At 59.3% G+C, this 26,949-nt stretch carries 28 protein-coding genes; 15 read left to right on the top strand and 13 right to left on the bottom strand.

The features are described 5' to 3' along the window. Nucleotides 1-79 precede the first annotated feature (79 nt). The gene (locus ACR0LI_RS03935; protein ID WP_171631866.1) at nucleotides 80-631 is read left to right on the top strand and encodes a putative pterin-binding protein; all 552 of its coding nucleotides are present in this window, start codon (nucleotides 80-82) and stop codon (nucleotides 629-631) included. Here the strand turns inward: ACR0LI_RS03935 and ACR0LI_RS03930 are convergent, their stop codons facing one another. Further along, nucleotides 632-1,771 carry a deoxyguanosinetriphosphate triphosphohydrolase gene (locus tag ACR0LI_RS03930; RefSeq protein ID WP_171631863.1) on the bottom strand — a complete coding sequence of 380 codons (1,140 nt, stop codon included), beginning with the start codon at nucleotides 1,769-1,771 and terminating at the stop codon, nucleotides 632-634. Between the two features lie 76 nt (nucleotides 1,772-1,847). On the opposite strand from ACR0LI_RS03930, the gene ACR0LI_RS03925 reads away from it, so the two are divergent. Then, nucleotides 1,848-2,171: a HesB/IscA family protein gene (locus ACR0LI_RS03925; RefSeq protein ID WP_152458245.1), complete on the top strand. Its 324-nt coding sequence runs from the start codon at nucleotides 1,848-1,850 to the stop codon at nucleotides 2,169-2,171. A gap of 278 nt (nucleotides 2,172-2,449) precedes the next feature. Continuing rightward, nucleotides 2,450-3,229, top strand: coding sequence for an exodeoxyribonuclease III (gene xth, locus ACR0LI_RS03920; RefSeq protein WP_171631859.1), 780 nt, complete (start codon nucleotides 2,450-2,452; stop codon nucleotides 3,227-3,229). A 4-nt stretch (nucleotides 3,230-3,233) separates the two neighbouring features. On the opposite strand, the gene ACR0LI_RS03915 is transcribed toward xth, so the two are convergent. Next, nucleotides 3,234-4,379, bottom strand: coding sequence for an FAD-dependent monooxygenase (locus tag ACR0LI_RS03915; protein ID WP_480718039.1), 1,146 nt, complete (start codon nucleotides 4,377-4,379; stop codon nucleotides 3,234-3,236). Nucleotides 4,380-4,451: 72 nt separating this feature from the next. Beyond that, on the bottom strand, nucleotides 4,452-4,874 hold the full coding sequence (gene dksA, locus ACR0LI_RS03910) for an RNA polymerase-binding protein DksA (protein WP_171167736.1): 423 nt from the start codon (nucleotides 4,872-4,874) through the stop codon (nucleotides 4,452-4,454). A 382-nt stretch (nucleotides 4,875-5,256) separates the two neighbouring features. Here dksA and ACR0LI_RS03905 point away from each other — a divergent pair, with 382 nt between their 5' ends. From ACR0LI_RS03905 to ACR0LI_RS03885, 5 genes are all read left to right on the top strand, one after another. Further along, a complete protein-coding gene (locus ACR0LI_RS03905; protein ID WP_171723102.1) occupies nucleotides 5,257-6,102 on the top strand; it encodes an AAA family ATPase in 846 nt (281 codons plus the stop codon). Between the two features lie 101 nt (nucleotides 6,103-6,203). Beyond that, the gene (locus ACR0LI_RS03900) at nucleotides 6,204-6,662 is read left to right on the top strand and encodes an N-acetyltransferase family protein (RefSeq protein ID WP_480718038.1); all 459 of its coding nucleotides are present in this window, start codon (nucleotides 6,204-6,206) and stop codon (nucleotides 6,660-6,662) included. Next, nucleotides 6,659-8,026: a DUF2927 domain-containing protein gene (locus ACR0LI_RS03895; RefSeq protein WP_480487839.1), complete on the top strand. Its 1,368-nt coding sequence runs from the start codon at nucleotides 6,659-6,661 to the stop codon at nucleotides 8,024-8,026. Before ACR0LI_RS03900 ends, ACR0LI_RS03895 begins: the two co-directional genes overlap by 4 nt. Further along, the gene (locus tag ACR0LI_RS03890) at nucleotides 8,007-8,204 is read left to right on the top strand and encodes a hypothetical protein (RefSeq protein WP_171630689.1); all 198 of its coding nucleotides are present in this window, start codon (nucleotides 8,007-8,009) and stop codon (nucleotides 8,202-8,204) included. The genes ACR0LI_RS03895 and ACR0LI_RS03890 overlap by 20 nt, the downstream gene beginning before the upstream one ends. Nucleotides 8,205-8,208: 4 nt before the next feature. After that, nucleotides 8,209-9,393 (top strand): vWA domain-containing protein, encoded by a 1,185-nt coding sequence (locus ACR0LI_RS03885; RefSeq protein ID WP_171631843.1) that lies wholly within the window; start codon nucleotides 8,209-8,211, stop codon nucleotides 9,391-9,393. Nucleotides 9,394-9,408: 15 nt separating this feature from the next. Here ACR0LI_RS03885 and ACR0LI_RS03880 read toward each other — a convergent pair whose 3' ends face one another. Beyond that, on the bottom strand, nucleotides 9,409-10,893 hold the full coding sequence (locus tag ACR0LI_RS03880; RefSeq protein WP_171631841.1) for an inorganic phosphate transporter: 1,485 nt from the start codon (nucleotides 10,891-10,893) through the stop codon (nucleotides 9,409-9,411). Nucleotides 10,894-11,111: 218 nt separating this feature from the next. Here ACR0LI_RS03880 and ACR0LI_RS03875 point away from each other — a divergent pair, with 218 nt between their 5' ends. Beyond that, nucleotides 11,112-11,798, top strand: coding sequence for a M48 family metallopeptidase (locus ACR0LI_RS03875; RefSeq protein ID WP_152458255.1), 687 nt, complete (start codon nucleotides 11,112-11,114; stop codon nucleotides 11,796-11,798). Between the two features lie 70 nt (nucleotides 11,799-11,868). Here ACR0LI_RS03875 and ACR0LI_RS03870 read toward each other — a convergent pair whose 3' ends face one another. Genes ACR0LI_RS03870 through ACR0LI_RS03850 form a run of 5 tightly spaced genes read right to left on the bottom strand, consistent with a single transcriptional unit; the run spans nucleotide 11,869 to nucleotide 17,139 of the window. Next, nucleotides 11,869-12,411, bottom strand: coding sequence for an RSP_2648 family PIN domain-containing protein (locus tag ACR0LI_RS03870; protein ID WP_171631838.1), 543 nt, complete (start codon nucleotides 12,409-12,411; stop codon nucleotides 11,869-11,871). Beyond that, nucleotides 12,408-13,610, bottom strand: a complete 1,203-nt coding sequence (locus ACR0LI_RS03865; RefSeq protein WP_480718037.1) for an RSP_2647 family RNA methyltransferase — start codon at nucleotides 13,608-13,610, stop codon at nucleotides 12,408-12,410. Before ACR0LI_RS03865 ends, ACR0LI_RS03870 begins: the two co-directional genes overlap by 4 nt. 38 nt (nucleotides 13,611-13,648) lie before the next feature. Continuing rightward, a complete protein-coding gene (locus ACR0LI_RS03860; RefSeq protein WP_171631831.1) occupies nucleotides 13,649-13,921 on the bottom strand; it encodes a hypothetical protein in 273 nt (90 codons plus the stop codon). Then, nucleotides 13,905-16,700: a bifunctional [glutamine synthetase] adenylyltransferase/[glutamine synthetase]-adenylyl-L-tyrosine phosphorylase gene (locus ACR0LI_RS03855; RefSeq protein WP_480718036.1), complete on the bottom strand. Its 2,796-nt coding sequence runs from the start codon at nucleotides 16,698-16,700 to the stop codon at nucleotides 13,905-13,907. The genes ACR0LI_RS03860 and ACR0LI_RS03855 overlap by 17 nt, the downstream gene beginning before the upstream one ends. A 49-nt stretch (nucleotides 16,701-16,749) precedes the next feature. Further along, nucleotides 16,750-17,139: a nuclear transport factor 2 family protein gene (locus ACR0LI_RS03850; RefSeq protein ID WP_171631827.1), complete on the bottom strand. Its 390-nt coding sequence runs from the start codon at nucleotides 17,137-17,139 to the stop codon at nucleotides 16,750-16,752. 142 nt (nucleotides 17,140-17,281) lie between these two features. On the opposite strand from ACR0LI_RS03850, the gene ACR0LI_RS03845 reads away from it, so the two are divergent. The 4 genes from ACR0LI_RS03845 to ACR0LI_RS03830 all read left to right on the top strand — a co-directional run bounded on the left by ACR0LI_RS03845 (nucleotide 17,282) and on the right by ACR0LI_RS03830 (nucleotide 19,498). Further along, entirely contained in the window at nucleotides 17,282-17,704 is a 423-nt protein-coding gene (locus tag ACR0LI_RS03845; RefSeq protein ID WP_171631824.1) for a DUF2852 domain-containing protein, read from the top strand. A 65-nt stretch (nucleotides 17,705-17,769) separates the two neighbouring features. Beyond that, on the top strand, nucleotides 17,770-18,201 hold the full coding sequence (locus ACR0LI_RS03840) for an RDD family protein (RefSeq protein ID WP_480718035.1): 432 nt from the start codon (nucleotides 17,770-17,772) through the stop codon (nucleotides 18,199-18,201). 75 nt (nucleotides 18,202-18,276) lie between these two features. Beyond that, nucleotides 18,277-19,101, top strand: coding sequence for an arginyltransferase (locus ACR0LI_RS03835; RefSeq protein ID WP_210092481.1), 825 nt, complete (start codon nucleotides 18,277-18,279; stop codon nucleotides 19,099-19,101). A 7-nt stretch (nucleotides 19,102-19,108) separates the two neighbouring features. Further along, nucleotides 19,109-19,498 carry a VOC family protein gene (locus ACR0LI_RS03830; RefSeq protein ID WP_171723091.1) on the top strand — a complete coding sequence of 130 codons (390 nt, stop codon included), beginning with the start codon at nucleotides 19,109-19,111 and terminating at the stop codon, nucleotides 19,496-19,498. A gap of 132 nt (nucleotides 19,499-19,630) precedes the next feature. On the opposite strand, the gene ACR0LI_RS03825 is transcribed toward ACR0LI_RS03830, so the two are convergent. From ACR0LI_RS03825 to ACR0LI_RS03815, 3 genes are all read right to left on the bottom strand, one after another. Next, nucleotides 19,631-21,985, bottom strand: a complete 2,355-nt coding sequence (locus tag ACR0LI_RS03825; RefSeq protein ID WP_480487851.1) for a TRAP transporter large permease — start codon at nucleotides 21,983-21,985, stop codon at nucleotides 19,631-19,633. A 17-nt stretch (nucleotides 21,986-22,002) separates the two neighbouring features. Beyond that, on the bottom strand, nucleotides 22,003-22,929 hold the full coding sequence (locus ACR0LI_RS03820; RefSeq protein WP_171228130.1) for a TRAP transporter small permease subunit: 927 nt from the start codon (nucleotides 22,927-22,929) through the stop codon (nucleotides 22,003-22,005). A 120-nt stretch (nucleotides 22,930-23,049) separates the two neighbouring features. Then, nucleotides 23,050-24,132, bottom strand: a complete 1,083-nt coding sequence (locus tag ACR0LI_RS03815; protein WP_117868673.1) for a TRAP transporter substrate-binding protein — start codon at nucleotides 24,130-24,132, stop codon at nucleotides 23,050-23,052. A 245-nt stretch (nucleotides 24,133-24,377) separates the two neighbouring features. On the opposite strand from ACR0LI_RS03815, the gene ACR0LI_RS03810 reads away from it, so the two are divergent. Next, nucleotides 24,378-25,811, top strand: a complete 1,434-nt coding sequence (locus ACR0LI_RS03810) for a cache domain-containing protein (RefSeq protein ID WP_152458267.1) — start codon at nucleotides 24,378-24,380, stop codon at nucleotides 25,809-25,811. Beyond that, entirely contained in the window at nucleotides 25,808-26,455 is a 648-nt protein-coding gene (locus tag ACR0LI_RS03805) for a response regulator transcription factor (protein ID WP_171631808.1), read from the top strand. Before ACR0LI_RS03810 ends, ACR0LI_RS03805 begins: the two co-directional genes overlap by 4 nt. Nucleotides 26,456-26,550: 95 nt before the next feature. Here the strand turns inward: ACR0LI_RS03805 and ACR0LI_RS03800 are convergent, their stop codons facing one another. Further along, nucleotides 26,551-26,922, bottom strand: coding sequence for a bleomycin resistance protein (locus ACR0LI_RS03800; RefSeq protein ID WP_480490411.1), 372 nt, complete (start codon nucleotides 26,920-26,922; stop codon nucleotides 26,551-26,553). Nucleotides 26,923-26,949 lie beyond the last annotated feature (27 nt).

Here is a 26,949-nt window from a genome sequence, read left to right as displayed (position 1 = left end):
TGGACGCCTAATGTTTAAGCTTGGTTTGGCGAAACATCTCGCTAATCTTGGGCCTGTACGCCGCTACCGGAGACCGTTGATGCACCGCGCCTTGTCCTTTGCCTTGCTTTTGTCCACCGCCTTGCCTGCGCTGGCCGACCTGCCACAGCCCAAAGGCCATGTGCTGCTGACGCTGGGCGGCACGGTCAGTGAAACAAACCTGCCTGCGCGAGGTGAGAATGACGGCGGTCTGCTGGGCTATCTGGAGGTCACGCATGACGGCGCGGCAGGGTTTGACGCAGCCATGCTGGACGGGCTGGAGCAGTTCGAGATCACAATCCCCTATGGTCCTCCGGGCAATGAGCGGGATTACAGGTTTTCGGGCCCGCTTTTGGCAGACGTCATGACACTGGCGGGGGCCGAGGGGAAAACCGCTTTTCCCATGGCGCTGGATGGGTATCAGGCTGAAATCGAGTGGGACAGTATCGCAACGCACAAACCGATCGTTGCAACGCATGCTGATGGCGCACCGATGGGGATCGGAGGCTATGGCCCGACAATGATCGTGTTCCCACCGACAAAGAACGCCGATCAGTCTGCGAGACAAGCGGCTCAGCAAGTCTGGGCCATCGCTTACATAGCCGTGGAGTGATCAGCCCGTCAGCCGCGCATGGTCCTGCAAGGCAAATCGGTCGGTCATGCCCGCAATGTAATCGGAAACAATGCGGGCCAAGGCTGTGTCGTCCCTGGCAGCTTCAATGTCATCGTGCCAGCGCACAGGCATTTGCCTGGGATCGTTCATGTAGATCGGAAACAGATCTTCCACGATCTTTGCCACCTCTGCCCGCACTGACATCACCCTGGGTGCGCGATACATACGTGTGAACAGAAACGCCCGGATTTCACGCAGTTGCGCCCAAACCTCATCCGAGAACTGGATGACAGGATACCCAAGATGTCGGATTTCTTCGACGGACTGCGCGCCAGAAACGGCAATGAGATCGTTCGAAGTGTTGATGACATCCCCCACCATGACCCCGAAAACCCGCCTTAGCGCTTCGTGACGCCGGCGATAGGAATCCAGCCCTGGGTATCTGGCATCCACCTCGGCGTAACACACCCCGACAATCGGCAGGTCCTGCAAATCGTCATCCGTGAACAAGCCTGCGCGCAATCCGTCCAGAAGATCGTGATTGTTGTACGCTATGTCATCAGAAAGGGCCGCAACTTGCGCTTCCGCGCTGGCATGGGTGTGCAGTTCAAGATCGAATTCCTGATTGCACTCGGCCAATGCCCAGGGCAGATCGCCCTCAACCGGGCCATTGTGCTTGGCTATTCCTTCCAGACATTCCCAGGTCAGGTTGCACCCATCGAATTCTGCATAGTGGCGCTCCAGCTTTGTGACGATCCGAATGGCCTGCGCGTTGTGATCAAAACCACCAAAGGGTTTCATCAACGCGTGCAACGCGTCTTCGCCGGTATGTCCAAAGGGCGTGTGCCCCAGATCATGCGCCAGGGCCACGGCTTCGGTCAGCTCTGGGTTCAGGCCCAGAGCACCGGCAATGGTCCGGGCCACCTGCGCCACCTCGATGGAATGGGTCAGGCGGGTGCGGTAGCTATCGCCCTCATGCTCAACGAAAACTTGCGTCTTGTGTTTGAGGCGCCGAAAGGCACTGGCGTGAATGATCCTGTCCCGGTCGCGCTGAAAGCATGATCGGAAACTGCTTTCCTCCTCGGCTACGAGCCGTCCCCTGGTGCGGTCCGGATCCGAGGCAAAACTAGCTCTGTCCAAATGGCCCGTCCTTGTCGCCTGTCCTTGCACTTTCTATATTGTATGGCGTAACGGAAGGAAACCTTTGGAGACCGGCATGAATCTGCCCCCAACAGTCACGGATCGCGCCTTTGAACGCCTCGCAGAAATCGGCGCGGCGGATCAGGGTCAGGCACTGCGCGTCGCAGTGGAAGGCGGCGGTTGCTCGGGGTTTCAATACGAAATCGCTTTGGATACGCCAAAAGAAGATGATTTGGTCCTTGAAGGCAAAGGGCAAAAAGTCATTGTCGACGCCATTTCGCTGCCCTTCCTGGAAAACGCGGTTATCGACTTCACCCAGGAACTGATCGGTGCGCGATTTGTAATCGACAACCCCAACGCCACCTCTTCCTGTGGTTGTGGCACATCTTTTTCGATGTAACCGTGGGGGCTTTGCCCCCACACCCCCAGGATATTTTCAGCCAGATGAAGCAGAGGTCCGCCCTCTGACCGAAAGACCAGAGGGCTTCACCTGGCGCGGTCATCGGCGTCCCCGCCTGTACCGCCACTTCAGCTTGAAGAAATTCGGTTAATAATCCGTTTCTTCATCTGGCCAAAAATATCCCGGAGCGCGAGGCAGAGCCTCGCAAATACGATCTCCGCCTTGCCGTTGGGCCCGTTCTGCGCGATAGGTTGGACCAAGTCTTCGGAGGATCGCGCATGAAAATCGCCACGTTCAACATCAACGGCATCAAAGCGCGGGTCGAAGCCCTGCCCCGTTGGCTGGACGAAGCGCAGCCGGACGTTGTGCTGTTGCAAGAGATCAAGTCGGTCGATGAAAACTTCCCGCGCGAGATATTCGAAGAGCGTGGGTTCAACGTGGAAACCCATGGACAAAAAAGCTTCAACGGCGTTGCAATCTTGTCGAAACTTCCCCTCGAGGATGTATCCCGCGGCCTTCCCGGCGATGACGCGGATGAGCAGGCCCGTTGGATAGAAGCCACCGTCGTTGGTAAAAAGGCTCTTCGGATCTGTGGATTGTACCTGCCCAATGGCAATCCGGCGCCCGGCCCGAAATACGATTACAAACTGGCATGGATGGAGCGGCTTTATCACCGTGCCCGTGATTTGCTGGCAACCGAAGAACCTGCGTTGATGGCGGGGGATTACAACATCATCCCGCAGGTGGAGGACGCCAAACGCCCCGAAGCATGGCGCGAAGACGCATTGTTCCGCCCCGAAAGCCGCACCGCGTTTCGCAAGATCCTGAATCTGGGCTTCACCGAAGCGTTCCGGGCCACCACCCAAAGCGCGGGGCACTATTCATTCTGGGACTACCAGGCCGGGGCCTGGAACCGGAACGACGGAATTCGGATCGATCACTTTCTGCTGACCCCGCAAGCGGCAGATCTAATGCGGGATTGCCAGATTGATGCCGCCGTGCGCGGGCATGAAAAACCCTCGGATCACGTGCCTGTCTGGGTCGATCTGGATATTTAGCGGTTCAGGCCGTGACGTCGTAGGTGTATATCCATTCGTAGCGGCGTGACAATTTCCGTCCGATGGCCATAAGCGCACATTGGGCCGCCAAACGGGCGGGGCCTGACAGGTGGAAATTGCGTGCGTTCGACCCGGCAGCGGCAACCACGCTTTCTGCCCTTGGTCGGCGCGTTTTCTCGTAGGCGGCAAGCGCACTGGCGACACCCGAATGTTCGTCGAAAGATCGTGCGAGCACCCAGGCATCTTCCAACGCCAGGCAGGCGCCTTGCGCCATGAACGGCAAGGTCGGATGCGCCGCGTCCCCCAGCAATGCCAAACGACCGTTCTGCCATTTTTCTGCGACCGGGCGCAGGAACAGGGCCCACAGATTCACATCCGAGACCTTTGACAGAATCTCACCTACCGGACCGCCGAACCCTGAAAAACGTGCACGCAATTCATCCGGATCGCCGTTCAGCTTCCATCCCTCTTCCCTCCAGTCCGAGCGTTCCTCGACCGCAACGATGTTCATCATGCTTTGATCGCGCAAAGGATAGGTTACGACATGCCGACCCGGCCCCATGGTCAGGGATGCCGTCACCACGCCTGAATCCGGTCGCCAGGGAATGGTGGCGCGCCAGGCGACCTGGTGCGTGAACTCGGGTGTCTCGGGCCCGTTCAGAGCCGGGCGAATCGCGCTTCGGCCACCGTCGGCCGCGATGACGCAATCGGCGCGCAGCCGTTCGCCGCTCGCCAACAGAATTTCGGCTTCGTTGGGGTGTTTGTGCACGTTGGAAACCTTGGCCCCCAGACGGACATCCACGCCGGCCTTGCGGGCCGCAAAATGCAGCAGATTCAACAGATCGGCGCGGTGAAAATAATAGGTCGGGCCAGCCGAAGGACCGGGCAGCCGGCTGACAACGCGGCCTTTGCGGTAATCGCGCAAGATCGTACCGTGCGACTTCTGGCCCGCAGACAGATCCGCCACCCCAAGCGCGCGCAACACGCACAACCCGTTTTCACTGATCTGCAGACCGGCGCCAACCTCGGTTAATGCCGGGGCTTGCTCTAGCAGGGTGATCTGCGCCCCGTGTTGCCGCAGCGCCAACGCAGCCGCCAGACCGCCGATGCCGCCACCAATTACACAGAAATTCAACCGATTGATCTTCATGCCCCCCGCATAACGCAAAAACGCCAGAGCCACAGGCCCCGGCGTTCGAAATTTTCCAGTTTCACCCGGCGATCAATCGTCGCGATGGACCTTTTCGCGGCGCTCGTGGCGCTCTTGCGCCTCCAGCGTCATGGTCGCAATCGGACGTGCATCCAGGCGTTTCAGCGAAATCGGATCGCCGGTCTTTTCGCAGTAGCCGTATTCACCCTCTTCGATCCGGCGCAGGGCTGCGTCGATCTTGGCAACCAGCTTGCGCTGGCGGTCGCGTGTCCGCAGCTCCAGAGCGCGATCGGTCTCCTCGCTCGCGCGGTCTGCGACATCCGGGATGTTTCGGGTGTTGTCCTGCAGCCCTTCGATCGTATCGCGGCTGCCCGCCAAAAGCTCATTCTTCCAATCCAACAGCTTGCGGCGGAAATATTCAAGCTGACGTTCATTCATGAAAGGTTCATCTTCGGCCGGGCGGTAATCCTCCGGCAGAAAAACTTCCTGTTTCATATTTGCTCCCTCGGTATGGCCAGAAACGTCGGTCGCGGATGTTTCACCTGACATTTGGCACCCCCTTCTGCGCAGCGTTTAGCCGACGGGCGTGGGATTGTCACTACACAAACGTTGCTTCAGCACGCCCTCGCGCTGTTTTGTCTAAATATGAGACAAACAACAACAAAACCCTGTTTTTCTATGAAATTTAGCAGGCCTTTTTGAGGCAGGTGTCAATTTGCAGGGTACATTCGCGCGCACGAATCAACCAAAAGGGCTTGGAGTTCCTGCAAAAATCGCCTCAACCGACGCAGGGACGCGGGTTGTCAAAATCATTGACCGTCTGTAACCCGGACAACACAACCTGCCCACGGATCACGAAAAACCACACGAGAGGCCCATGACCGCACGCTTTCAAGGTACAGCCGAATATGTCGCCACTGACGATCTGACGATTGCCGTGAACGCCGCCGTCACACTTGAACGCCCATTGCTGGTCAAGGGCGAACCCGGCACCGGCAAGACAGAACTTGCCAAACAGGTGGCCGGCGCGCTGGGGCTGAGGATGATTGAATGGAACGTGAAATCCACCACCCGCGCGCAGCAGGGCCTGTATGAATATGACGCGGTCAGCCGCCTGCGGGACAGCCAGTTGGGTGAGGAACGTGTGCATGACGTGTCGAACTATATCCGCAAGGGCAAGCTGTGGCAGGCCTTCGAGGCCGACGAAAAGGTCGTTCTGCTGATCGATGAGATCGACAAGGCGGATATCGAGTTTCCAAACGACCTTTTGCAGGAACTCGACAAGATGGAGTTCCATGTCTACGAGACAGGGGAAACCATCCGGGCCAAAAACCGCCCGATCGTCATCATCACCTCGAACAATGAAAAGGAATTGCCGGACGCGTTTCTGCGCCGCTGCTTCTTCCACTACATCCGCTTCCCGGACGAGGCCACGATGCGCCGCATCGTCGAGGTTCATCACCCCGGCATCAAGGATGCGCTGCTGACCACCGCCCTGACCCAGTTCTATGAAATCCGCGAGACGCAGGGGCTCAAGAAAAAGCCGTCAACATCGGAAGTGCTGGATTGGCTGAAGCTGCTGCTGGCCGAGGACCTGAGCGCCGAAGACCTCAAACGCGGCGGCACAGATGCGCTTCCGAAACTGCATGGAGCTTTGCTGAAGAATGAACAGGACGTGCATCTGTTCGAACGTCTGGCCTTTATGGCACGCGGCAAACGATAGCCGGACGGTGACCAGACGGTGATCATGGCTTGCCTTGCGGCGGCCCGGATGCCAGCATCGGCCCATCTGGCGAAACAGAGCTTCGCCGCCCACAGAATTGGATGACTCGCGTGGCGAACGCACTGACAATCCGCACCCTGCGTACCGAGGACAAAAGCCAATGGGCCGACATGTGGCGGGACTATCTGGCATTTTATGAAACCGCCCTGCCCGATGATGTATACGAAACAACCTTTTCCAGACTGCTGGGCGACGACCCGCAGGATTTTTCCTGTTTCGTTGCCGAGCAGAATGGCGCCTTGGTCGGGTTAACACATTATCTGTTTCATCGCCACGCCTGGAAGGTGGAAAAGGTCTGCTACCTGCAAGACCTGTTCGCGCGACCCGAGGCACGAGGGGCAGGCGTTGGCCGGGCCTTGATCCAGGCGGTCTATGACGAGGCCGATCGTCAGGGCGCGCCGTCGGTCTATTGGCTGACCCAGGATTTTAACCACACTGCGCGGAAACTGTATGATCGCATCGGCACACTGACACCGTTCATCAAGTACGCCCGCTCATGAAGCGATTGAGTGCCCTTTTTCTGGCACTGGTTGTTGCCGGCTGCGCGACGGTTGAAACGATCGAGCTGCCCGATCAGGTCGCGCCCATCGAAGCAAGCCTGCCGCCTGCCAAGTCTTTTTCAACGGCACGTCCTTCGCCGCCTGCTCGATCGAACAAGAACATCGCCTCGGATTTCTTGTCCCTGCATTTTGAACTGGAAAGCGGCGCCGCCCTGCCCGTTTTCACGCGATTTGAGACCCCGGTCACAGTCCGCCTGGCCGGATCGCCGACCGCAAGCATGCAGCAAGATCTGACCCGGTTGCTCAACCGCCTGAGGCGTGAAGCCGGAATCAACATCCGACAGATCGACGAAGGCCAGGCGAATATCACCATCGAAGCCGTCAGCCAGAAAGACATTCTGCGCATTCTGCCCAACGCGGCCTGTTTCGTCGTCCCCAACTCCTCCAGCCTTGAAGAATATCGCCGTGACCGCCGAAAGATAAAAAGCAGCTGGACAGAACTGCACAAACGCGAACGGCTTGGGATTTTCATCCCATACGACGTCAGTCCGCAGGAAATACGTGATTGCCTGCATGAAGAACTGGCGCAAGCGCTTGGTCCGCTGAACGATCTGTATCACCTGCCGGATTCGGTGTTCAACGACGACAATATCCATACGGTTCTGACCGGGTTCGACATGTTGATCCTGCGGGCTGCCTATGCGCCGGAACTGCGCACCGGCATGACCCGCGATCAGGTTGCCGCGGTCATCCCGGGGGTTCTGAGCCGGATGAACCCGCGCGGGGACAGGGTGCCCGTTCAACCCTTTACGGATACACCGCGCGAATGGATTGACGCGATCCAGAAATCACTGGGACCGGGCGCGGGGTCGCCCAGACAGCTGCGCGCTGCCCGAAAGGCGGCACGGATCGGTCAGCAGCAGGGATGGACGGATCACCGCCGCGCCTATCCTCATTACCTGATGGGCCGGATGGAACAATTCCGGGACCCCATCGAAGCCCAACGCCAGTTTCAGATTGCGCAGCAATTTCTGAAGGCCACGCCCGGCACAGAGGTGCATCAGGCCTATGTCACCACGCAAACCGCGGCATTCGCGCTGGCACAGGAAAAGGGACCCAGTGTTCTGCCCGAGCTGAACAGGGCCATCGATGTCATGACACGGGCAGAAAATGCGTCTTTGCTGGCCACGTTGCTGTTGCTGAAATCAGAAGCGCTGAAACAGGCGGGGCAGATACAGCAGGCACGTGCCGTCAGGCTGGACAGCCTGGGATGGGCGCGGTACGGGTTTGGTTCGGATCTGGTGGCCCAGTCGTTGTCGCGGGACAACGGTCGAAGACATACGGATGGCACGAAAGACGGATGACGCACATATGTTGGTAGTTCTGGGAATGGCGGCACTGGGTGCAACCTTGGGAGCCCTGACCGCGAAAAAGCGCAGCGGTAATCGGGCCGACATGGCGCAATATGCCGCCGGATACGGCATTGCCTTTGCGCTGGTGGGTCTGGTGATCTCGTTGATTCTGGTGCGTTTGGTGGCCTGACACGATGTTCCTGCCCTTTTTCGAAAACCTTCGCAAAGCTGGCATCCCGGTATCGCTGCGGGAGTATCTGACTTTTCTGGAAGGCATGAAAAAGGGTCTGGCCACCTATGATATCGAGGCGTTCTACTATCTCGCGCGCGTGTCGATGGTGAAGGACGAACGCAACATCGACAAGTTCGACCGCGCCTTTGCCGCCAGTTTCGAAGGACTGAACGAGATCAGCTTCGATCAGGTTCTGGAAGCCGTTGACATCCCCGGCGACTGGCTGGCCAAAATGGCCGAAAAGCACCTGTCTGATGAAGAAAAAGCCGAGATCGAGGCGCTTGGCGGTTTCGACAAGCTGATGGAAACGCTGCGCGAGCGTCTCAAGGAACAACAAGGCCGCCATCAGGGCGGCAACAAGTGGATCGGCACGGCCGGGACCTCTCCTTTCGGGGCCTATGGCTACAATCCCGAAGGCGTGCGCATCGGCCAAAAGGAAAGCCGCCACCAGCGCGCGGTCAAGGTTTGGGACAAGCGCGAATTCAGAAACCTGGACGACACGGTTGAACTGGGCACCCGCAACATCAAGGTTGCCCTGAAACGCCTGCGCCGCTGGGCGCGCGAAGGTGCTGCGGAAGAACTGGATCTGGACGGCACCATTCGCGCTACGGCCGAGCACGGCTATTTGGATGTCAAAACCCGACCCGAACGTCACAACGCGGTCAAGGTTCTGCTGTTTCTGGACGTTGGCGGATCAATGGACCCGCATATTAAAGTGGTGGAAGAGCTGTTTTCAGCCGCACGGTCCGAGTTCAAGCATCTGGAATATTTTTATTTCCACAATTGCCTTTACGAGGGCGTCTGGCGTGACAATCGCCGCCGCTGGGACCAGCAGACGCCCACGCATGAAGTGTTTCGCACCTATGGGCCCGACTACAAATGCATCTTCGTCGGCGACGCCTCGATGAGCCCGTATGAAATCGCCTATCCCGGCGGCGCCAACGAGCATTGGAACGCAGAGGCCGGGCAGGTCTGGCTACAACGCGCGCGGGATCAATGGGCGTCGAACCTGTGGATCAATCCCGTGCCCGAGAAGTACTGGGAATACACCCACTCCATCAGCATGATTCAGGAGATCTTCGAAGGCCACATGGTGCCGATGACCCTGGCCGGGCTGGAACAGGGCATGAAAGCGCTGACCCGTTGAGGTCAGCGCCAGAGTTTACCCGGCAATTACCTGAATCCCAAGAAACAGGATCGCTGCCAGCATTGCAGCGGCGGGAACCGTGATAACCCACGCAGCAACGATGGTCAGGAAATGCGACCGACGAACCAGCTTGCGGCGGCGGCGTTCTTCCGGCGCGACGCGGGGGCGTTCAGGGAAAGCCCGGCTGGCGCGTCTCAGCCGTCGCTCGGCATCCCATTCCCGAAAGAACCCGACACCGAAGACAGCGCCAACCGCGATGTGGGTGGAACTGACAGGCAGGCCCAGCCAGCTTGCAACGATCACCGTGATTGCGGCCGACAGGGCAACGCAATAGGCCCGCATCGGGTTGAGCTTGGTGATCTGGCTGCCGACCATACGGATCAGTTTCGGACCAAACAGGAACAGGCCGAACGATATCCCGAACGCACCGATGACCATGACCCAATAGGGAATGCTGACGGCATGAGTGAAGTCGCCCGAGGCAGAAGCCTGCACAATCGCTGCCAACGGTCCCACCGCGTTGGCAACGTCATTTGCACCATGCGCAAAACTCAGCAGTGCCGCAGACACGATCAGCGGAATTCCAAACAGAATTTTCAGCGACTTGTTGCGGTTCTCAAGCCCCTCGGACTGGCGGCGGATCACCGGGATCATCACTGCCCAGATCAGCCCGCCACACGCCGCACCGATCAGCAACGCTGTCCCGAGATCAATCTTGATGATTTTCTTGAGACCCTTGAGCGCCAGATAAGATGCAAAGGCGCCCGCCATGATCCCGACCAGCATCGGCACCCATTTGCGGGCCGCGGCGATCTTGTCTTCCTGATAGATGATCCTGGCCTTGATGAACCACAGGAAACCGGCTGCGACCAAGCCTCCCAGAAGTGGCGAGATCACCCAGCTGGCAGCGATCTTGCTCATGGTGCCCCAGCTTACGGCGCCGAACCCAGCCGCAGCGATCCCTGCCCCCATTACACCGCCCACGACCGAATGCGTGGTGGAAACCGGCGCGCCGATCCAAGTCGCCAGATTGACCCAAAGCGCCGAGGACAGCAACGCCGCCATCATCGCCCATATGAAGACGTCGGCCGTTCCCATGCTTTCCGGCGCGATAATTCCCTTGGCGATGGTCGACACGACATCGCCCCCAGCAATGAGCGCCCCGGCACTTTCAAAAACAACGGCAATCGCGATGGCACCGCCCATCGTCAGCGCATTCGCCCCCACTGCGGGACCCATGTTGTTGGCGACGTCATTGGCCCCGATATTCAGCGCCATATAGGCCCCGAACATCGCCGCGATCACGACGACAAGTGAATTGTTGCCCTGCCCGAACAGGAAAGCGGCCACAAGGCCTGCGACGACAATGAATGCCAGGGCGATCCCTGAGCCCACAAAGGGTCGTCCAGCCTGCGCGGTCGCCATTTCGAGGCGTGAAAAGCGCCGCAAATCCCGGTCGAGTGTTTCCAGGTGACGCGCTTCATAGTTCTTGTCGGTCATGGGTCCCCCATCGATAGCGCCCTGTCGGTTAAGTGGGATCGTTGAAATAATCAACAGCTCATATCGCAAGATCACAACTTATCGAAGGTTGTACCGATTTCGGCGCACGAAAAAAGGTTATGCCGATTTCGGCGCACGAAAAAAAGATTATGCGGGTCCCGACGAACATCCCGCAGGTGTGACTTGCGCAAAGCCCATGTTCGGACCATATCTTTGACATGCTTCGATTGACCCCGATCCTGCTGGCAATTGGCTACGCCATCGTGATGTACCGCATTTCGGTCTGGCGCACCCATCGTGAGTTGGACGCAAAATCGACCGAACTGGCCGACCCGGTGCTGAAACGTATGACGGACCGGCTGGCCGCAGCTTTGGAAATCGATCGGGTCCCCGTCTATATCTACGAGATTGACCCGGTGAACGGGCTGGCTGCTCCGGATGGTCGGATTTTCATCACGCGCGGGTTTTACCGAAAATTCCGCAACGGAGAGGTGTCGGCCGAGGAAATGGCCAGCGTGATCGCACATGAGTTGGGACATGTAGCCTTGGGTCACGCAAAGCGACGGATGATTGATTTTTCAGGCCAAAACGCGATGCGGACGGCGCTGATCATGGTGCTGAACCGGTTTATTCCGTTTATCGGAGCGATGATTGCGAATGCCTTGACATCATTACTGGCCTCGCGCCTGTCACGACAGGATGAGTATGAGGCGGACGAATATGCCGCCGCCTTGCTGACCAAGGCCGGAATCGGGATCGGGCCGCAGAAATCCTTGTTTCACAAGCTGGAAGACCTGACGCAACAACGGGCGGGCGTTGCCCCGGCATGGTTGATGAGCCACCCGAAAACGGGTGAGCGCATTGCGGCACTGGAGGCCCTTGAGCAGCGTTGGGCGCGTGGCTGAGGGTGCGCAGCGAGAGGCCAGCCTCTCGCGCTCTCCGGGATATTTTTAGCCAGATGAAGTGGGATCCAGTTTATTGGGTGAGCGCCTTGCCAAGGCGTGGAAGGCGGGCCTTTTTCATCAGCGCCCGCAGGGTCCATTGGTGGCCGGAAAGGCGGATGGCTTCACTCAGAACGCGATCGGCGATGGTCGCCAGGCCGTCAGGGTCAGATAACCAGAGACCATGCAGCAAGCCGTCGGGATCTCGGCGGTCGAGCCCCTCCTCTGCCAGAATATTTCTGGGGAAATCCTTGGCGTTGACGGTCACGATGACGTCGGCCGAGGCGGTGATGGCCGTCGCCAGAACGTGGATATCGGCTGCGTCGGGCAGCCAGAGGCGCTGCTCCAGCCCCGGGACCGGCGCGCGTTCGGCCCTTGGCCACTGCGCTTGCGCCAAGGCAATTTCGGCGCGGGCTTGCGCCTCGCCCGTCGGGCCCAGCTTGCGCGCGGCGCGGGCCCATTCTTCGAGGATGCGGGCAGACCAGATCGGAGTGAAATGGCCAAGGCGGGCCGCGCCCAGCAGCATCTCGCGCATCACCGTGGGATAGATGACGCAGGTGTCGAGAACGGCCTTCACAGGCGGTAGAACACTGCTTTGAGGTAGCCGCTTTCCGCCAGTTGCGGCAGTTGCGGGTGATCGGGACCCGCAAACCCGGTGTGGATCAATTGCGCCTGACGCCCGACGCGCCCGATCCCACGGGAGGACGCATCGCGGAACCGGCTCAGGTCAGCCGCGTGCGAACACGAACACAGCCCTATATAACCACCGGGTTTGACCAGAGGCGCCGCCAGTCGTGCGATACGTTCATAGGCGCGCAGCCCCGCATCCAGCGCTTGCCTGGACGGCGCAAACGCGGGCGGATCGCAGATCACCACGTCAAATCGCGCGCCTTCTTCACCCAGTTGAGTCAGAACCTCGAACGCGTCGCCCTGTCGGGTCTGGAACTTTTCAGCAAGGCCCGACGCCTCGGCCCCTTTTTTCGCCAGGTCGAGCGCGGCGGCTGAGCCATCGACGGACAATGCCTGCCCCGCACCGCCTGCAAGCATCGCCAGACCGAAGCCGCCCACATGGCTGAACACGTCCAGCACCTGCGCATCGGGATGAACCAGGCGCGCGGCAAAGGCGTGGTTGGGGCGCTGGTCGTAAAACAGCCCGGTCTTCTGACCGCCTGTCAGATCCGCCATGTAGGTGGCGCCATTCATCGGTACCGGCAGGGGCGCATCGGGCGCGGTTCCGCGCAATACCTGGTTGACGTCGTCCAACCCCTCCAGCCCGCGTGTACGGCCCGAGGCGTTCTTCAGCACCGTGGTCACGCCAGTGACTTTGACCAGAGCTTGGGTCAGCACATCCAGGTGCGCCTCGGCCCAGGCCGCGTTCGGCTGAATGACGCAGGCCTCGCCAAAGCGGTCGATGATGACGCCGGGGAAGCCGTCCGCTTCGGCATGGATCAGGCGATAATACGGGGCGTCAAACAGGCTTTCTCGCAGATCGAGGGCGCGCTGCAAACGGCTCTCGAACCACGTCGCGTCAAGCTGCGCGTCGATGTCATGGTCCAGCACCCGGCACATGATCTTGGACGCGGGGTTGACCGCGACCAGCGCGACGGGCGCCCGTTTGTCATCTTCGAGCACGGCCAGAGCGCCCGCCGGAATTTTTCGGGTACGGCGGTCGGTGACGATGTCATTGGCGTAGACCCAGGGGAAACCATGGCGCAGGCCGCGCGCATTGGCTTTGGGTTTCAGGCGGATACGGGGACGGTCGGCAGATTGGGTCATGGCGCCCTCATAGTCCTGAACGCGCCGGTGGGAAAGCCCTAGCGGTTACGGGATCGCCAACCGCCGCGGCGTTCTGGGGCCTTTGCCGTCTGAAGGCCTTCGGTCAGAACCTGTGTCATCGGATGATCGGGGTTCTGCTCGGCATAGCCCGCGTGCAGCTCGGCCAGCGCCGTGTTCTGGTCGCGATCTGCGGGAAGGCTCAGCGCCCAGTCCAAAAAAATGCTGCGACACTCTGGCAGGGTGATGCCGTCGATTCGATAGGCTTCCCGGATCAGACCTTTGTGGTCGTTGGGATCACTGCTGCGCGCCATCTTCTTCCCCCTTGATCACGCCGCCGATCAGATCGGCCGCGGTCGTGTAACATTCCTGCAATGCCGCCTGCAAAGCCTCGACCTGTTCGAACCCGGTGGCGCGGCACAAAAATGCCGTACCGCCTTCGCCGATCTTGTCGGCTTCGATTGTCTTGCCCGACAGCAACCGCGCGGCGCATTGCACCGACCAAAATAGGTCATAGCAGTCTTTCAGAGATTGCGCCTGCGCGACATCCAGCAAGCCGGCTGCGACGGCGCCATCCAGACCCGACGCGACATCGCGCTGCGCGGACCCCGCCAGCAAAGCACCGGTTTCGGCCATCAATTCGATATCCATCAGCCGGCCGGGGCCGTTCTTGGCGTCCCAGATGCCGGCGGGCGCCTTGGCCGCCGCCAGGCGCGACCGCATCTCGGCCACTTCGCGCAGAACCTTCCCCTGCTCTCGCCGGAGCGACAGAAACTCGGTGCGGAAGGCTTCGATTTCCTCGGCCAGTCCGGCATCCCCGGCAACAACATGCGCGCGGGTCAGGGCCAGATGCTCCCACACCCAGGCTTCGTTCCGCTGGTAATTGACAAAGCTGGCCCAACTGGTTGCGACCGGCCCCTGATTGCCCGAGGGACGCAATCGCATATCGACCTCATACAAGCGTCCCTGCGACATCGGAGCGGACAATGCCGTGATCAGGGCCTGCGTGAACCGCGCATAATACGTGCGCGTGGCCAAAGGGCGCGGACCGTCAGACATGTCCTGATCCAAAGGATCGTAGATGACGATCATGTCCAGATCGGATTGCGAGTTGATCCGGCCTGCCCCCAGCGACCCCATCCCAAGCACGGCAGCGCCACGCCCCGGTGCAGGGCCGTGTTTGCGGGCGAAATTCTCGGTGACATGCGGCAGGATGGCCGCGATGACCGACTGCGCAAGATCGGCATATTGCCGACCTGCCCGCACCCCGTCGATCAGGCCGCGCAGGTGATGCACGCCGACCCGGAAATGCCATTCCTTGCACCAGCGTCGGGCAAGATCAAGCTGGGTTTCATAATCCGTTTCTTCCGACAAAGCCTGCGTCAATTCCGCTTGCAACGCCTCTTGCCCGGGCCAATCCGCAAAGAAACTGCCCCCGATCACCGCATCGAACACCGACGCGTTGCGGGACAGGTGCGATGCCAGAGCATGCGAGGTTCCGACGATATCGATCAACAAGTCGATCAGTTGCGGATTCGCCTCGAACAGCGAAAACAGCTGCACCCCGGCGGGCAGGCCCGCCAGGAACCCGTCCAAAGCCATCAATGCTTCGTCGGGCTTGGCGGTTTTGGCCAGACGTGACAGCAATTCGGGGCGCAGACGTTCGAAAATCCGCGCGCCGCGCTGGGACCTGAGGGCCGGATATGTCGTCCATCGGGCCAGAACGTTCTTGTCAAACTCCACATCCTGTACATGGGCGGGCGCCGCACCAGGTCCGGGGGCAAAGAACCCTTCGGTCAGCTCATGCACTTCGGTCAGGCGGTTTTTCAGGTCCTGCGTCAACTCGGCGCTGCTGATCCCCATCAGGCAGGCGACGCGTTCGATCCCGTCGGGTGAGTTCGGCACCTTGTGGGTCTGCGCATCATGAATCATCTGGATGCGATGTTCGACTTCGCGGTGCGCGCGGTAATGATCTGTCAGCTTGTCCGCCACATCCTGTGGCACCCAGCCTTTTGCCGCCAGCGCCGCCAACCCGGGAACCGTGCCTCGCACCCGCAGGTCAGCGTCCCGCCCACCCGCGATCAACTGGCGGGTTTGCGTGAAAAACTCGATCTCGCGGATACCGCCCTGCCCCAGTTTCATGTCGTGACCGGGGATCGACAAAGACCCGCCCGTCCCTTTGTTTTCCCGGATGCGCAGGCGCATGTCATGAGCGTCCTGAATGGCGGCAAAGTCCAGATGGCGGCGCCAGACAAAGGGGCGCAAGCCGTCAAGGAAACGCTGCCCCGCATCCAGATCCCCGGCGCAGGGGCGCGCCTTGATGTAAGCCGCGCGCTCCCACGTACGACCGAGGCTTTCGTAATACCGCTCGGCGGCCTCCATCGCCATGCAAACCGGTGTCACGGCCGGATCGGGGCGCAGCCTCAGATCCGTTCGGAACACATAGCCATCCGCCGTCTTCTCGCTCAACGTCGCACAGAAGTTGCGCGTGGCCCGAACCATGCCCTGCCGGGCCTCGTAAAAGTCATCGGGGTCAAAGCGCGTTTCATCAAACAGGACGATCAGATCGATATCCGAGCTGTAGTTCAGCTCATGCGCGCCCATCTTTCCCATCGCCAGTATGACCAGGCCGGCTGCGGTTTCGACATCATCCTCGGTCATGCCCGGCAGCTTCTTACGCCGGATCAATGTTGCGATCTCGGCCTTGGCGGCAACATCTGCGGCCAGCGCACCGAAATCGGTCAGGGCCGCCGTGACCTTCTCCAATGGCCACGCACCTGCAATATCGGCCAACGCCGTAAGCAGCGCCATTCGCCGCTTGGCCTGCCGCAATCCGGGTTTCAACTGATCCGGCGGCAGATCACGCGCAGCAGACATGACGTCAGCCAATACCTGATCCGGGTGCATCAGAGCCTCGGGCAGCCAACCCTTCTCTTGTTCGATCAGACTTTTCAGATAGGGACTGGAACCGGCGGTGCCCGCCACCAATTCCGCCATCCCGGCCGGCAAATCAGGCATCAGGGCCCGCGCTTCGGCCCCCAAGGATGGATCGAAAGCGCGCGGAAGTCGTGAAATGGCTAAAACGTCTGTCATGGGCGCAAACTGCGCATCGCATCGCGTGATCGTCAATGGGGCATTCTGATCAGGTGTTCTGAACCGGCGTGTCCTGACTGAAACTGTTGACCCAAACGTCGTCTCTGCGTTCCCATAACGACGAAATCAGCATCGCCTCGCGCGTTGTCGCACCCGGGCGCAGGTAATCGGCCTTGTAGGACAGCAAGACGATATCCGGTGTCAGAACACGCAGTCTTTCGCCGCTCAGTTCGAACTCGGCCATCGTCGGTGCGTCTGCAAATTGACCGACATGATCGTCACGATTGGCAAATCCCGTCGGATAGACCCCAAGAAAATCCGCGCTCAGCAACGCCCGGTCCGCGCTTGCGTTGCCCTCGACCAGCGCCATCCAGACCTGCTTTTCCAAATTCAGAATTTCATCCAGCGCAGGTGCCGTTTTGTGTTCTGTCAAATCCATTTCCGCAACCTGCGGCTGATTGCGCTCACCGTCAACCGAATTGCTGAATGTAAATCTTTTTTACATTACCCCCTTGCAACCCCCGCCCACGACCCCATCTAATCAATGTGAAAAGAGTTTACATCAACCCTGGAGAGCTCAAATGACCGCATTGTCCGACCCCGCCGTCCCCGCGAATCCGGGATGGCTTTATCGAATCGAGGCCTGGCTGGATGACAAAGGCAAAGGGGCCTGGATTGCCGCCATGGTCCTTGGTTTCATCTTCTTCTGGCCGGTTGGCCTGGCCCTTCTGGCTTACATGATCTGGAGCAAACGCATGTTCAGCAAATCCTGCAGCCGCCGCAAATCCTGGCACAGCCACATGAGCGCGATGAAACCATCCGGCAACAGCGCATTTGACGCCTACAAGGCAGATACACTGGCCCGCCTTGAACGCGAACAGCAGGACTTCGAGGCGTTCCTGCGCCGCCTGCGCGATGCCAAGGACAAGGCCGAATTCGACGAGTTCATGGATGAACGCGCCCGCGAGAACCATGAAGACGACGAAAATGCCAAGCCGGCCTGATTGACCTTGCCCTGTCCCGGCAATCCGGGACAGGGTACCCTGACCCATTTTTTCGGACCTGACGAATGAACCACCTGCCTGACCCGGATACCCAACCTGATTTCTACCGCTCGGTGACAAGCAAACGCTTTGTCGCTTGGTTGTTTGATATCGCCTTCATCTCGCTGCTCTGCACGGTGGCGATCCTGTTGAGCGCAGGCCTCGGTCTGTTTTTTCTGGCAGTGATTTATGCCGTGATCAGCTTTGTCTATCGCGTAGTAACCATCACCAACGGCTCGGCCACACTGGGCATGCGGTTCATGGGAATCGAATTGCGCGACGCATTCGGAGAACGAATGGATATGGGCAAGGCCATCGCCCACACTGCCAGCTATTTCGTCAGCATGGCGTTTGCGGTGATCCAGATCATCTCGGTGATCATGATGTTGACCAGCGCCCGCGGCCAGGGTCTGACCGACAGTTTTCTGGGCACGGTCATGATCAATCGACGGGCCTGACACGCGGTTGCGCGAAACACTTGGCGGCCTCGGGAACGGTTGCTATCATCCCTCCCGAGGCTATCTGGGAACTTCATGCGACACACGCTGCCAATTGCGCCACAATTCTATGTCACGGCCCCGCAACCCTGCCCCTATCTCGATGGCAGGATGGAGCGTAAGCTGTTCACCGCGCTTCAGGGCGAAGGTGCGGAACAGTTGAACAATTCCCTGTCGCAGCAGGGGTTTCGCCGGTCGCAGAATGTGCTCTACCGCCCTTCCTGCACAGATTGCGCAGCCTGCCTGTCCGCCCGGATCGACGTCTCGGCTTTCCGCCGGACAAAAAGCCAGAAACGCGCTGTGAAACGCAATGGATATCTGCAACGCCGCGCCACATCGCCATGGGCCACGGACGAGCAGTATGAGCTGTTCCGCCGCTATCTTGACACCCGGCACGCCGATGGCGGCATGGCCGACATGGACGTGTTCGAATTTGCGGCAATGATCGAAGAAACCCCGATTCGAAGCCGAGTGGTGGAGTATGCAGATCCTGAGACCGGCGACCTGATCGCTGTCAGCCTGACCGACGTGCTCGATGATGGGCTGAGCATGGTCTACTCTTTCTACGATCCGAACCAGCCTCAGAATTCTCTGGGCACCTATATGATCCTGGACCATATCGAGATCGCGCGCGAAGCCGGCCTGCCCTATATCTACCTGGGCTATTGGGTCCCCGGCAGCCCCAAGATGGGCTACAAGGCAAAATTCTCCGGGCTTGAGGCCTATATTCAGGGCGAATGGCAAAAGATCACAGATCCTGATACCTTCTGCGCTTCCTCACGGCACCCCCTGTCCACCGCTCCGATTGCCGAGCAAGTGGCCAATATCCAGCTTCCCGACCGCCACCCCACCAAGGGCTGACCATCCGATGAAACAGAAGCTGCACGCCGTCACCCTCGTGGTGCCGGATTACGATGACGCACTTGCGTTTTATACGGAAAGACTTGGCTTCCAGCTCTTGAAGGACATCGATCTCGGAGGCGGAAAACGCTGGGTCCTGATCACACCGCCGGGTTCAGACGGCGGCGCCCTTCTTCTGGCCAAAGCCGACGGGCCCGAACAACGCGCCGCCATCGGCAACCAGACCGGCGGCCGTGTGGGCTTTTTCCTTCAAACCGATGATTTCCAACGCGACTACACACAGATGCGTGCCAATGGGGTCCATTTCGAAGAACCCCCCCGCGTCGAAACCTATGGCACAGTCGCCGTCTGGTGCGATCCTTATGACAACCGCTGGGATCTGATCCAATTCACCTGATCCGCTTCTTCATCTGGCCGAAAATATCCCGGGGATGAATTGGCAGCAGGGCAAGAAGGGGCTGGCCCCTTCTCAGCAACAAACAAGAAAAAGGGGGCCTTCGGGCCCCCTTTTGCATTTTGATAATCCGGATCAGTTCGGGATCAGGTCCGGTACGATCGTGACAATCGCCGGGAAGAACCACAGAATTGCGATCCCTACCACCTGGATCAGAACAAACGGAATGATCCCGCGATAGATATGGCCAGTCGTCACTTCCTTCGGCGCAACCCCTCGCAAGTAGAACAACGCGAACCCGAACGGGGGTGTCAGGAAGGATGTTTGCAGGTTCACCGCCACCATGATCGTCACCCATTTCGGGTCGAACGACCCGCCATAGATCACCGGCCCAACGATCGGGATCACGATGTAGATGATCTCGAGGAAATCCAGCACGAAGCCCAGTATGAACAAAACCAGCATCACGATCAGGAAGACCGTGAACTCGTTGTCAAAACTCTTCAGGAATTGCTGGATATAGTGCTCCCCTCCGAACGAGATCACCACCAGGTTCAGCAATTGGGATCCGATCAGGATGGTAAACACCATCGAGGTCACCTTGGCCGTCTCGCGCACCACCGGGGTCAGAACTCCGCTGGAGTACAGCACCCAGCACCCGAACAGCAGCCCGAACAAGGCGTACAGATAGGCCGCATACGCGATGATGAAGGCGATCCAGGTCTCCAACGTCACATTGCCCTGATTGACCCGCAGGTCAAAGTTCACCCCCATCAGCAAGGCGATGATCACGGCAAAGGTCGACCAGATGATCACCTTGCCCGATCGCCCCTGATCCTGCAGCTTGCGATAGGCCGCCAGCATGATCGCGCCACCCGCACCCAGCGCCGCCGCCGGCGTCGGGTTGGTCACTCCCCCCAGGATCGACCCCAGAACAGCGATGATCAGAACCAGTGGCGGGAAGACCACGCGGATCAGGTCATTGGTCGCACATCGCGCTGCGGCTTCCTTGCAACCATACATGGCCAGCGCAAATGGCAACGCGAGCAACAGGAACGTCGCCCCCGAAGAAGTCGTGGGCGAAATCAGCAAGATATCGACCAACACCATAAGAAGCAGACCAATCGCACCAACGATAAGCGGCTGAGGCGTACGCGAGGGGGCGATGCCACGACCCAGAACCAGAGTAAGGCCCAACAGCACGACGGTGATCGCGACACCCGTTCCAATTGGTGCGGCTGATGCAATCATTTCCTGTTGTGCGGCGGCCAGTTCTTCTTCTGTCAGGCGCTGAGACTCAGCTGCACCGCCAGCGGCGTCAATGGCGTCCTGCTCGGCGACGGCCTGATCCCAGGCGGCCTGACCATGAAGATCGATCATCGATACCTTGCATTCTTCCGACACGTTGGTTCGCAACGATGCGCCCTGTCCGATGTCCGAGAAAGCCGAGACCGAAATGTTCTGGCTGCCGATCAGGCCGACATTGCCCAGCAACACGGTGCCGACAATCAGCGCAACCGGTGCCCCCAGCAGCCAAGTCAGACCTTCGGACCGGGTGATCGGCTCACCCGACCCGCCTGACAGCGCCACGGCAGGTGCCTTATGGGGATTCAGCAATGCATAACCAAACGCATACAACGCATAAAGCAGCGCCAGAAGGATCCCCGGCAAAAGAGCCGCCTGGAACAAGGTTCCGACCGAGACAACCGCGGGTTCCCCCAGATAGGTCAACGCATCGGTACATCCCGCCTCAACGGCCCGCGTCTCCTGCGCTGTCGAATACAGATCGCCCGCCAATGTGCCAAGCAGAACGATCACGATCGAGGGCGGAATAATCTGCCCCAGCGTACCCGAGGCCGCGATCACACCCGTTGCGAGTTCCGGCGAATAATTGTTCCGCAACATGGTTGGCAGCGCCAGCAGGCCCATGGTCACCACGGTCGCGCCGACGATGCCGGTAGAGGCCGCAAGAAATGCCCCCACAACCACGATGGACACGGCCAGACCACCCGGCAGCGGTCCAAAGACGCGCGCCATCGTCGTCAGCAGGTCGTTCGCGATTTTTGAACGCTCCAGCGTGATACCCATCAGAACGAACATCAGCACGGCCAGCAATGTCTCGATGGACTGACCGGCCAAAACACGTTCGTTCATGCGATTGACGATGAACGACACGTTGCGGTCCAGCGCGGTTTCCCAGCCAGAGACAAAGACCGGCTCGGCTATCCTTGGCAGATCCGGGTATCGGAATACCGATATGACATCAGGTTTTACCCCGGAATTTACAATATCCCGATAAGCTTGTGAGCCTGTGTCGATTGCCTGGTGGACCAACAGCCCTGCGCTGTCCAGTGCGGCAATGATCCCGAAGGAAATCACCCCGGCGCCACCGATGGCAAAGGCCACCGGGAAGCCGGAAAGGATGCCCCCAAAGAGGCAGAAGAATACGATAATGAGGCCTATCTCGACGCCATCAAGTCCGAATAGCATTGTCTTGGTCTCCGTCCTTAATGCGCGCCTTCATAGGCTTCTTCGCCCTCACCAAGGCTGTCCTTGTCGAGGTATTTTCCAGTGCTTTCCGGTCCTTCCACATACTCAAGATACGAGCGGTACAGGAATGCGATTGCGTGCAGGAACACCATCGCGGCAAAAGCCACCAGCAAGATCTTGAACAGGAAGTATCCGTTGAACCCGTTTGGGCTGAACCCGATGGTTTCCACGTTCCAGCGCAGGGCGCGGGACTTGGCCACCAGCCGGTCCAGCGTGTCACTGGCCGAAGGCTTCGGCACGATCAGGTGCCGCCACATGAAGTACCAGCCATACATCCAGGTCAGCACCGCCATGGGCATCATGAACAAAACCGCACCGCACATATCAACCACCCGTTTGGCACGGTGGCTGATGCCTGCATAAATGAGGTCAACGCGCACATGCCCACCCTGCACGAATGTGTAGGTACAGCACAGGCAGACAACCATCGCATTATACAGCTTCAGTTCTTCCGCGAACCAACTGATATCCATCTGGAACGGGATACCCAAACCAAAGGACATATCGGGTCTGGTAAATACCCGCTGCATGAAAACGATCACGATCTGCTGGATCACCATCAAAAGGCCCGCCCAGGCAAAGAAACGCCCGGTGGTATTGGCGAACCCCTCAAGGCCCCGCACGATGGCCCACATGAAGTTCCGGTAGTACAGCCCGATGGCCGTCAGAACCAGAAAGAACGTGAACACCACAAAGAAGAACTCGACCGAACCGCCGTAATAGACAAAGCGCATGATCGACGCCTTGTCGGACCAGTCCAGCCAGAGTTGCGGATGCGTGATGGCGTATCCGAAATTATAGAAGGCTTCGGCAATGTTCTGAATGAACCAGACCAGTCCATTCCACAGGGCGCCGAAGAACGAGATACCGTTTTCGTCCTGCATGTTGTCCCCAGGTCGTCTCAGTTGTGCATGGGATTATTGTTGCTTGCCCAAACCCCTTAGCGCAACGGGAAAGGCTCCCCCGCGCCGCGGGGGAACCGGGTTTTCTTGGATCAGAATGGCTTAGCCGCGAACACGGTCGCGCTGAGCGGTGTAAACACCCGATGACAGGTTGTTCCAAGCAGACGATGCTGCCATCGACGTCATCGCGCTGTCGTGGATCTTCTTGAACAGCTCATCGCCCATGTTCTCGTCCAGAACTTCCTGGCTGGCCTGACCAAACGCGTCCCAGACACTGTCCGGGAATTCCAGGACCTTGACGCCACCCGCCTGCAGACGCTGCAGCGCTGCGCCGTTGTTGGCCAGGAACTGTGCCAGGTTCCACTGGTGCGCTTCGGCGGCTGCGATCTCGATAATCTTCTGCTGTGCCGGGGTCAGTTCATTGAACACGTCGCGGTTGGTTGCCAGCGACAGACCTGCGCCAGGCTCGTGGAAGCCCGCAGTGTAGTAGGTCTTGGTGATTTCCTGGAAGCCGGCCTTTTCGTCGGCCCATGGACCGATCCACTCGGTACCGTCGATCGCGCCGGACGACAGCGCCTGATACACTTCCGAGCCCGGAATGTTCTGGACCGATGCGCCCAGTTTACCCAGTGCCTTGCCGCCCAGACCCGGCATACGGAACTTCAGACCGTTGAAGTCTTCGGGGCTGTTGATCTCTTTCGAGTACCAGCCACCCGCCTGCGCACCGGTGTTGCCGGCCAGGAAGGACTTCAGGCCAAAGATTTCGCCCAGCTCGTCATGCAGCTCCATACCGCCGTCATGATAGTACCAGTTCACCAGTTCCTGCGCCGTCATGCCGAAAGGAACGGCCGTGAAGAACGCATAACCCGGGTGCTGACCCACAAAGTAATAGTCAGCGGCATGGTACATGTCGGCCTGACCCGACGACACCGCGTCAAATACTTCGAAGGCGCCAACCAGCTCGCCCGCTGCCTTGATTTCAACATTCAGGCTGCCATCCGACATGGCGTTGATGCTGTCGGCACAACGCTGCGCGCTGTCAAACACGCCCGCCAGACCACGACCCCACGAGGTCACCATGGTCAGAGTACGCTGTCCCTGCGCATAAGCCGGTGCTGCCAGAGCAGTTGCAGCAGCAGCCGAACCGCCCAGCGCGGATTTTTTCAGAAATGAACGACGATCCATATGAGTGTTCCTCCCCTTCATAGTCACGGCCCGGCAGAACCGGACCTGTCGCATTCAGTGCGCGTCAGCCTAATGTGACCGAACTGAAAGGGAATACCTACTACTGCGTAGAGAATCGGATTCTTTGCGATTTCCGGCAAGAAATCAGACCGCAAATCACGTCTTCCCCGACGATAATCACTGTATTCCCCGAACAAAGCCCAATCTTTTTGCATTTTCGCCGCCGCTTGCGTATCGATTCGTCCATGCAAAGACTCCGACATCTGGTCTCGCTGACCTATGCGCAGAAATTGTCACTGGTTGCGGCAATCCCGCTGGTCGTGGCCGTGGCGGCAATTGCCGTGCTTGTGGCATACGAGGCCCGCGCGACCGCCGAGCGTGAGATCGAAGCGCTGGAACGCAGCCTGGTCGAAGCCAAGAAGGAAGAGTTGCGCAACTACGTGACACAGGCGCGCAACGGGTTCGCCTATATCTACGGCCGGGCCGAGCCTGATGACGAGGTCGCGAAAAACCTCGTGTCCCAAATCCTGTCGGCAATGATCTATGGCCAGGATGGGTTCTTCTTTGTCTACGATTATGACGGCAACAACCTGGTCAGCCCCCGCCAGACGCAGTTCATCAACCGAAACTGGGAAGGGTTGACGGACAGCGACGGCACTCCGATCGTTGACGAGTTTATCCGCCTCGCCCGTCAGGGGGCTGGTTGGCACAGCTTCATGTGGCAAAAGCCCTCTACCGGAGAGGAAGCACAGATGATCGCCTATGTCGTCGGGCTTCAGGACTGGCGCTGGGTCGTGGGAACCGGGGTCTTCATCGACGACATCGTTGCAACGGTCGCCAACGCCAGGGCCGAGGTCGAGGCTCGCGTTCAGCGCACCTTCATGTATATCGGCGCGATCGTTGTGGCGGCGGTGCTCATTGTCTTTGCATCTGGCATGTTGCTGAACATCCGCGAGCGCAGACTTGCGGACGCCAAGCTGAAGGAACTGACCCAGCGCGTCTTCGATGCCCAGGAAGAGGAACGTGGCCGCGTTGCCCGCGAACTGCATGACGGCATCAGCCAGATTCTGGTCGGTGTACGCTATGCGCTGGACAACGCGCGGCGCCGCCTGTCGCGCGGCGATGACGCGGGCGCACGCGATCCGCTGGACAAAGGGATTGACCATCTTGGCACCGCCATCACCGAGGTCCGCCGCATCAGTCGCGACCTGCGCCCCGGCGTGCTGGACGATCTGGGTCTTGGGCCAGCGCTGAAAGCTCTGACCGACGATTTCCGGGACCGCACCGGGATCGAGACGGAATTCTCGACCGTGGTGTTCCGCAACCGGCTGGATCAGGACAGCAAGATTGCCCTGTATCGCATCGCGCAAGAGGCGCTGACCAATATCGAGCGCCACTCTGGAGCCACGCATGTTACGATAGACCTGCGCGGGCACAAGAAAGGTGCAACCATGCGGATCACGGACAATGGCCGGGGCATGCGGACCGATCCCAGCACCCCCAGCACCGGGATCGGGTTGCGCAACATGCAAGAACGCATCGAACAGCTTGACGGGTCCCTGCGCATTCTGTCATCACGCGGACCGCGTGGCGGCACTGTCATCGAAGTCAGTCTGCCGCTGAGCCACCTTCTGCCGCCGCAGGAAGACGCAACTCCGAACCGAAAGGCCGGCACATGAGCGCCGAAAGCATCCGAGTTCTTATCGTCGACGACCATCCAATGGTGGCCGAGGGCATCCAGTCCATCCTCGAAAGCTATGATGAGATCCAAGTTGTCGGTACGCTTGGCAGCGGACAGGCGGCAGTGGATCAGGCTGTTGATCTTGCCCCGGATGTGATCCTGATGGATCTGAACATGCCCGGCCTCGGCGGTCTCAGCGCCACGGAAATCATCCTGGAACGATTGCCGGAAACGCGCATCCTGATCCTGTCGATGCATGACAGCCCGGAATATATCTCGACCGCGCTCAGCCACGGTGCCAAGGGTTACGTGCTCAAGGACGTTCCCACTGAAGAGATCAAGCAGGCCATTGATGCGGTGATGCGGGGTGAACGGTATCTGTGCACCGGCGCCAGCGGATCGCTCAAGCCCAAGGGCGACAACGTGCGCGAAGCGCTGACCGGACGTGAACAAACCATTCTGCTGGAACTGGCGCAGGGCAAATCCAACAAGGAAGTTGCGCAAACACTGGATATTTCCGTGCGGACGGTCGAAACGCACCGAAAGAATATAAAGCGCAAACTCGGCATATCCTCAACCGCCGGGCTGACACGCTACGCTTTGGAACATGGCGTGCTGCAAGGGACTGGTGTCGGTTTCTGATCTGCACGCGCCCGCAGCGCGCAGCGCTGCCCGGCCCAACCAGAGGATACACGCCGCAGGCGTGTTGACGATGGGCGGGAGCGGTACCCGCCGGGTCAAAGACCTTCTCCGAAAAAAACCAGTGTCCCGTCTTCGTCCAGAACGTGGAATTCACGCTGATTATAGGGCTGATTGAACGGCGGCCTGACACGGCCTTCGGGCAGATCGGCCAATCGGTCACGCAGGCTGTCATAAAGCCCATCAATATCTTCAACATCGATATAGAAGGAGTGTTCATCACCCAATGGCTTGCCGTCATCCCGCGGCGGGCACTCCAAAAGGCGGATCGCAACAGGACCACGTTTCAAAAAGGCATAATTGTCTTGCGTGAACCCACAGGTGAACCCAAGGCGATCACAATAGAAGTCGATCTGGTCCTTCAGGGACGAGCACAACACAAATGGTGTAAGCTGCAAAATCCTGGGCATCTGAATCTCCGGACAGGAAACAGATGC

Source organism: Ruegeria sp. CL7, assembly GCF_056536445.1.
Note: the sequence above shows the minus strand (reverse complement) of the source record. Positions and strands in the feature narration are given on the sequence as shown.

What these genes read in the sequence shown, in the direction of transcription:
- ACR0LI_RS03935 (WP_171631866.1), top strand. Translation starts at nt 80, where the DNA reads ATGCACCGCGCCTTGTCCTTTGCCTTGCTTTTGTCCACCGCCTTGCCT.
- ACR0LI_RS03925 (WP_152458245.1), top strand. Translation starts at nt 1,848, where the DNA reads ATGAATCTGCCCCCAACAGTCACGGATCGCGCCTTTGAACGCCTCGCA.
- xth (WP_171631859.1), top strand. Translation starts at nt 2,450, where the DNA reads ATGAAAATCGCCACGTTCAACATCAACGGCATCAAAGCGCGGGTCGAA.
- ACR0LI_RS03915 (WP_480718039.1), bottom strand. Translation starts at nt 4,379, where the DNA reads ATGAAGATCAATCGGTTGAATTTCTGTGTAATTGGTGGCGGCATCGGC.
- dksA (WP_171167736.1), bottom strand. Translation starts at nt 4,874, where the DNA reads ATGAAACAGGAAGTTTTTCTGCCGGAGGATTACCGCCCGGCCGAAGAT.
- ACR0LI_RS03905 (WP_171723102.1), top strand. Translation starts at nt 5,257, where the DNA reads ATGACCGCACGCTTTCAAGGTACAGCCGAATATGTCGCCACTGACGAT.
- ACR0LI_RS03900 (WP_480718038.1), top strand. Translation starts at nt 6,204, where the DNA reads ATGACTCGCGTGGCGAACGCACTGACAATCCGCACCCTGCGTACCGAG.
- ACR0LI_RS03895 (WP_480487839.1), top strand. Translation starts at nt 6,659, where the DNA reads ATGAAGCGATTGAGTGCCCTTTTTCTGGCACTGGTTGTTGCCGGCTGC.
- ACR0LI_RS03890 (WP_171630689.1), top strand. Translation starts at nt 8,007, where the DNA reads ATGGCACGAAAGACGGATGACGCACATATGTTGGTAGTTCTGGGAATG.
- ACR0LI_RS03885 (WP_171631843.1), top strand. Translation starts at nt 8,209, where the DNA reads ATGTTCCTGCCCTTTTTCGAAAACCTTCGCAAAGCTGGCATCCCGGTA.
- ACR0LI_RS03880 (WP_171631841.1), bottom strand. Translation starts at nt 10,893, where the DNA reads ATGACCGACAAGAACTATGAAGCGCGTCACCTGGAAACACTCGACCGG.
- ACR0LI_RS03875 (WP_152458255.1), top strand. Translation starts at nt 11,112, where the DNA reads ATGCTTCGATTGACCCCGATCCTGCTGGCAATTGGCTACGCCATCGTG.
- ACR0LI_RS03865 (WP_480718037.1), bottom strand. Translation starts at nt 13,610, where the DNA reads ATGACCCAATCTGCCGACCGTCCCCGTATCCGCCTGAAACCCAAAGCC.
- ACR0LI_RS03860 (WP_171631831.1), bottom strand. Translation starts at nt 13,921, where the DNA reads ATGGCGCGCAGCAGTGATCCCAACGACCACAAAGGTCTGATCCGGGAA.
- ACR0LI_RS03855 (WP_480718036.1), bottom strand. Translation starts at nt 16,700, where the DNA reads ATGACAGACGTTTTAGCCATTTCACGACTTCCGCGCGCTTTCGATCCA.
- ACR0LI_RS03850 (WP_171631827.1), bottom strand. Translation starts at nt 17,139, where the DNA reads ATGGATTTGACAGAACACAAAACGGCACCTGCGCTGGATGAAATTCTG.
- ACR0LI_RS03845 (WP_171631824.1), top strand. Translation starts at nt 17,282, where the DNA reads ATGACCGCATTGTCCGACCCCGCCGTCCCCGCGAATCCGGGATGGCTT.
- ACR0LI_RS03840 (WP_480718035.1), top strand. Translation starts at nt 17,770, where the DNA reads ATGAACCACCTGCCTGACCCGGATACCCAACCTGATTTCTACCGCTCG.
- ACR0LI_RS03835 (WP_210092481.1), top strand. Translation starts at nt 18,277, where the DNA reads ATGCGACACACGCTGCCAATTGCGCCACAATTCTATGTCACGGCCCCG.
- ACR0LI_RS03830 (WP_171723091.1), top strand. Translation starts at nt 19,109, where the DNA reads ATGAAACAGAAGCTGCACGCCGTCACCCTCGTGGTGCCGGATTACGAT.
- ACR0LI_RS03825 (WP_480487851.1), bottom strand. Translation starts at nt 21,985, where the DNA reads ATGCTATTCGGACTTGATGGCGTCGAGATAGGCCTCATTATCGTATTC.
- ACR0LI_RS03820 (WP_171228130.1), bottom strand. Translation starts at nt 22,929, where the DNA reads ATGCAGGACGAAAACGGTATCTCGTTCTTCGGCGCCCTGTGGAATGGA.
- ACR0LI_RS03815 (WP_117868673.1), bottom strand. Translation starts at nt 24,132, where the DNA reads ATGGATCGTCGTTCATTTCTGAAAAAATCCGCGCTGGGCGGTTCGGCT.
- ACR0LI_RS03810 (WP_152458267.1), top strand. Translation starts at nt 24,378, where the DNA reads ATGCAAAGACTCCGACATCTGGTCTCGCTGACCTATGCGCAGAAATTG.
- ACR0LI_RS03805 (WP_171631808.1), top strand. Translation starts at nt 25,808, where the DNA reads ATGAGCGCCGAAAGCATCCGAGTTCTTATCGTCGACGACCATCCAATG.
- ACR0LI_RS03800 (WP_480490411.1), bottom strand. Translation starts at nt 26,922, where the DNA reads ATGCCCAGGATTTTGCAGCTTACACCATTTGTGTTGTGCTCGTCCCTG.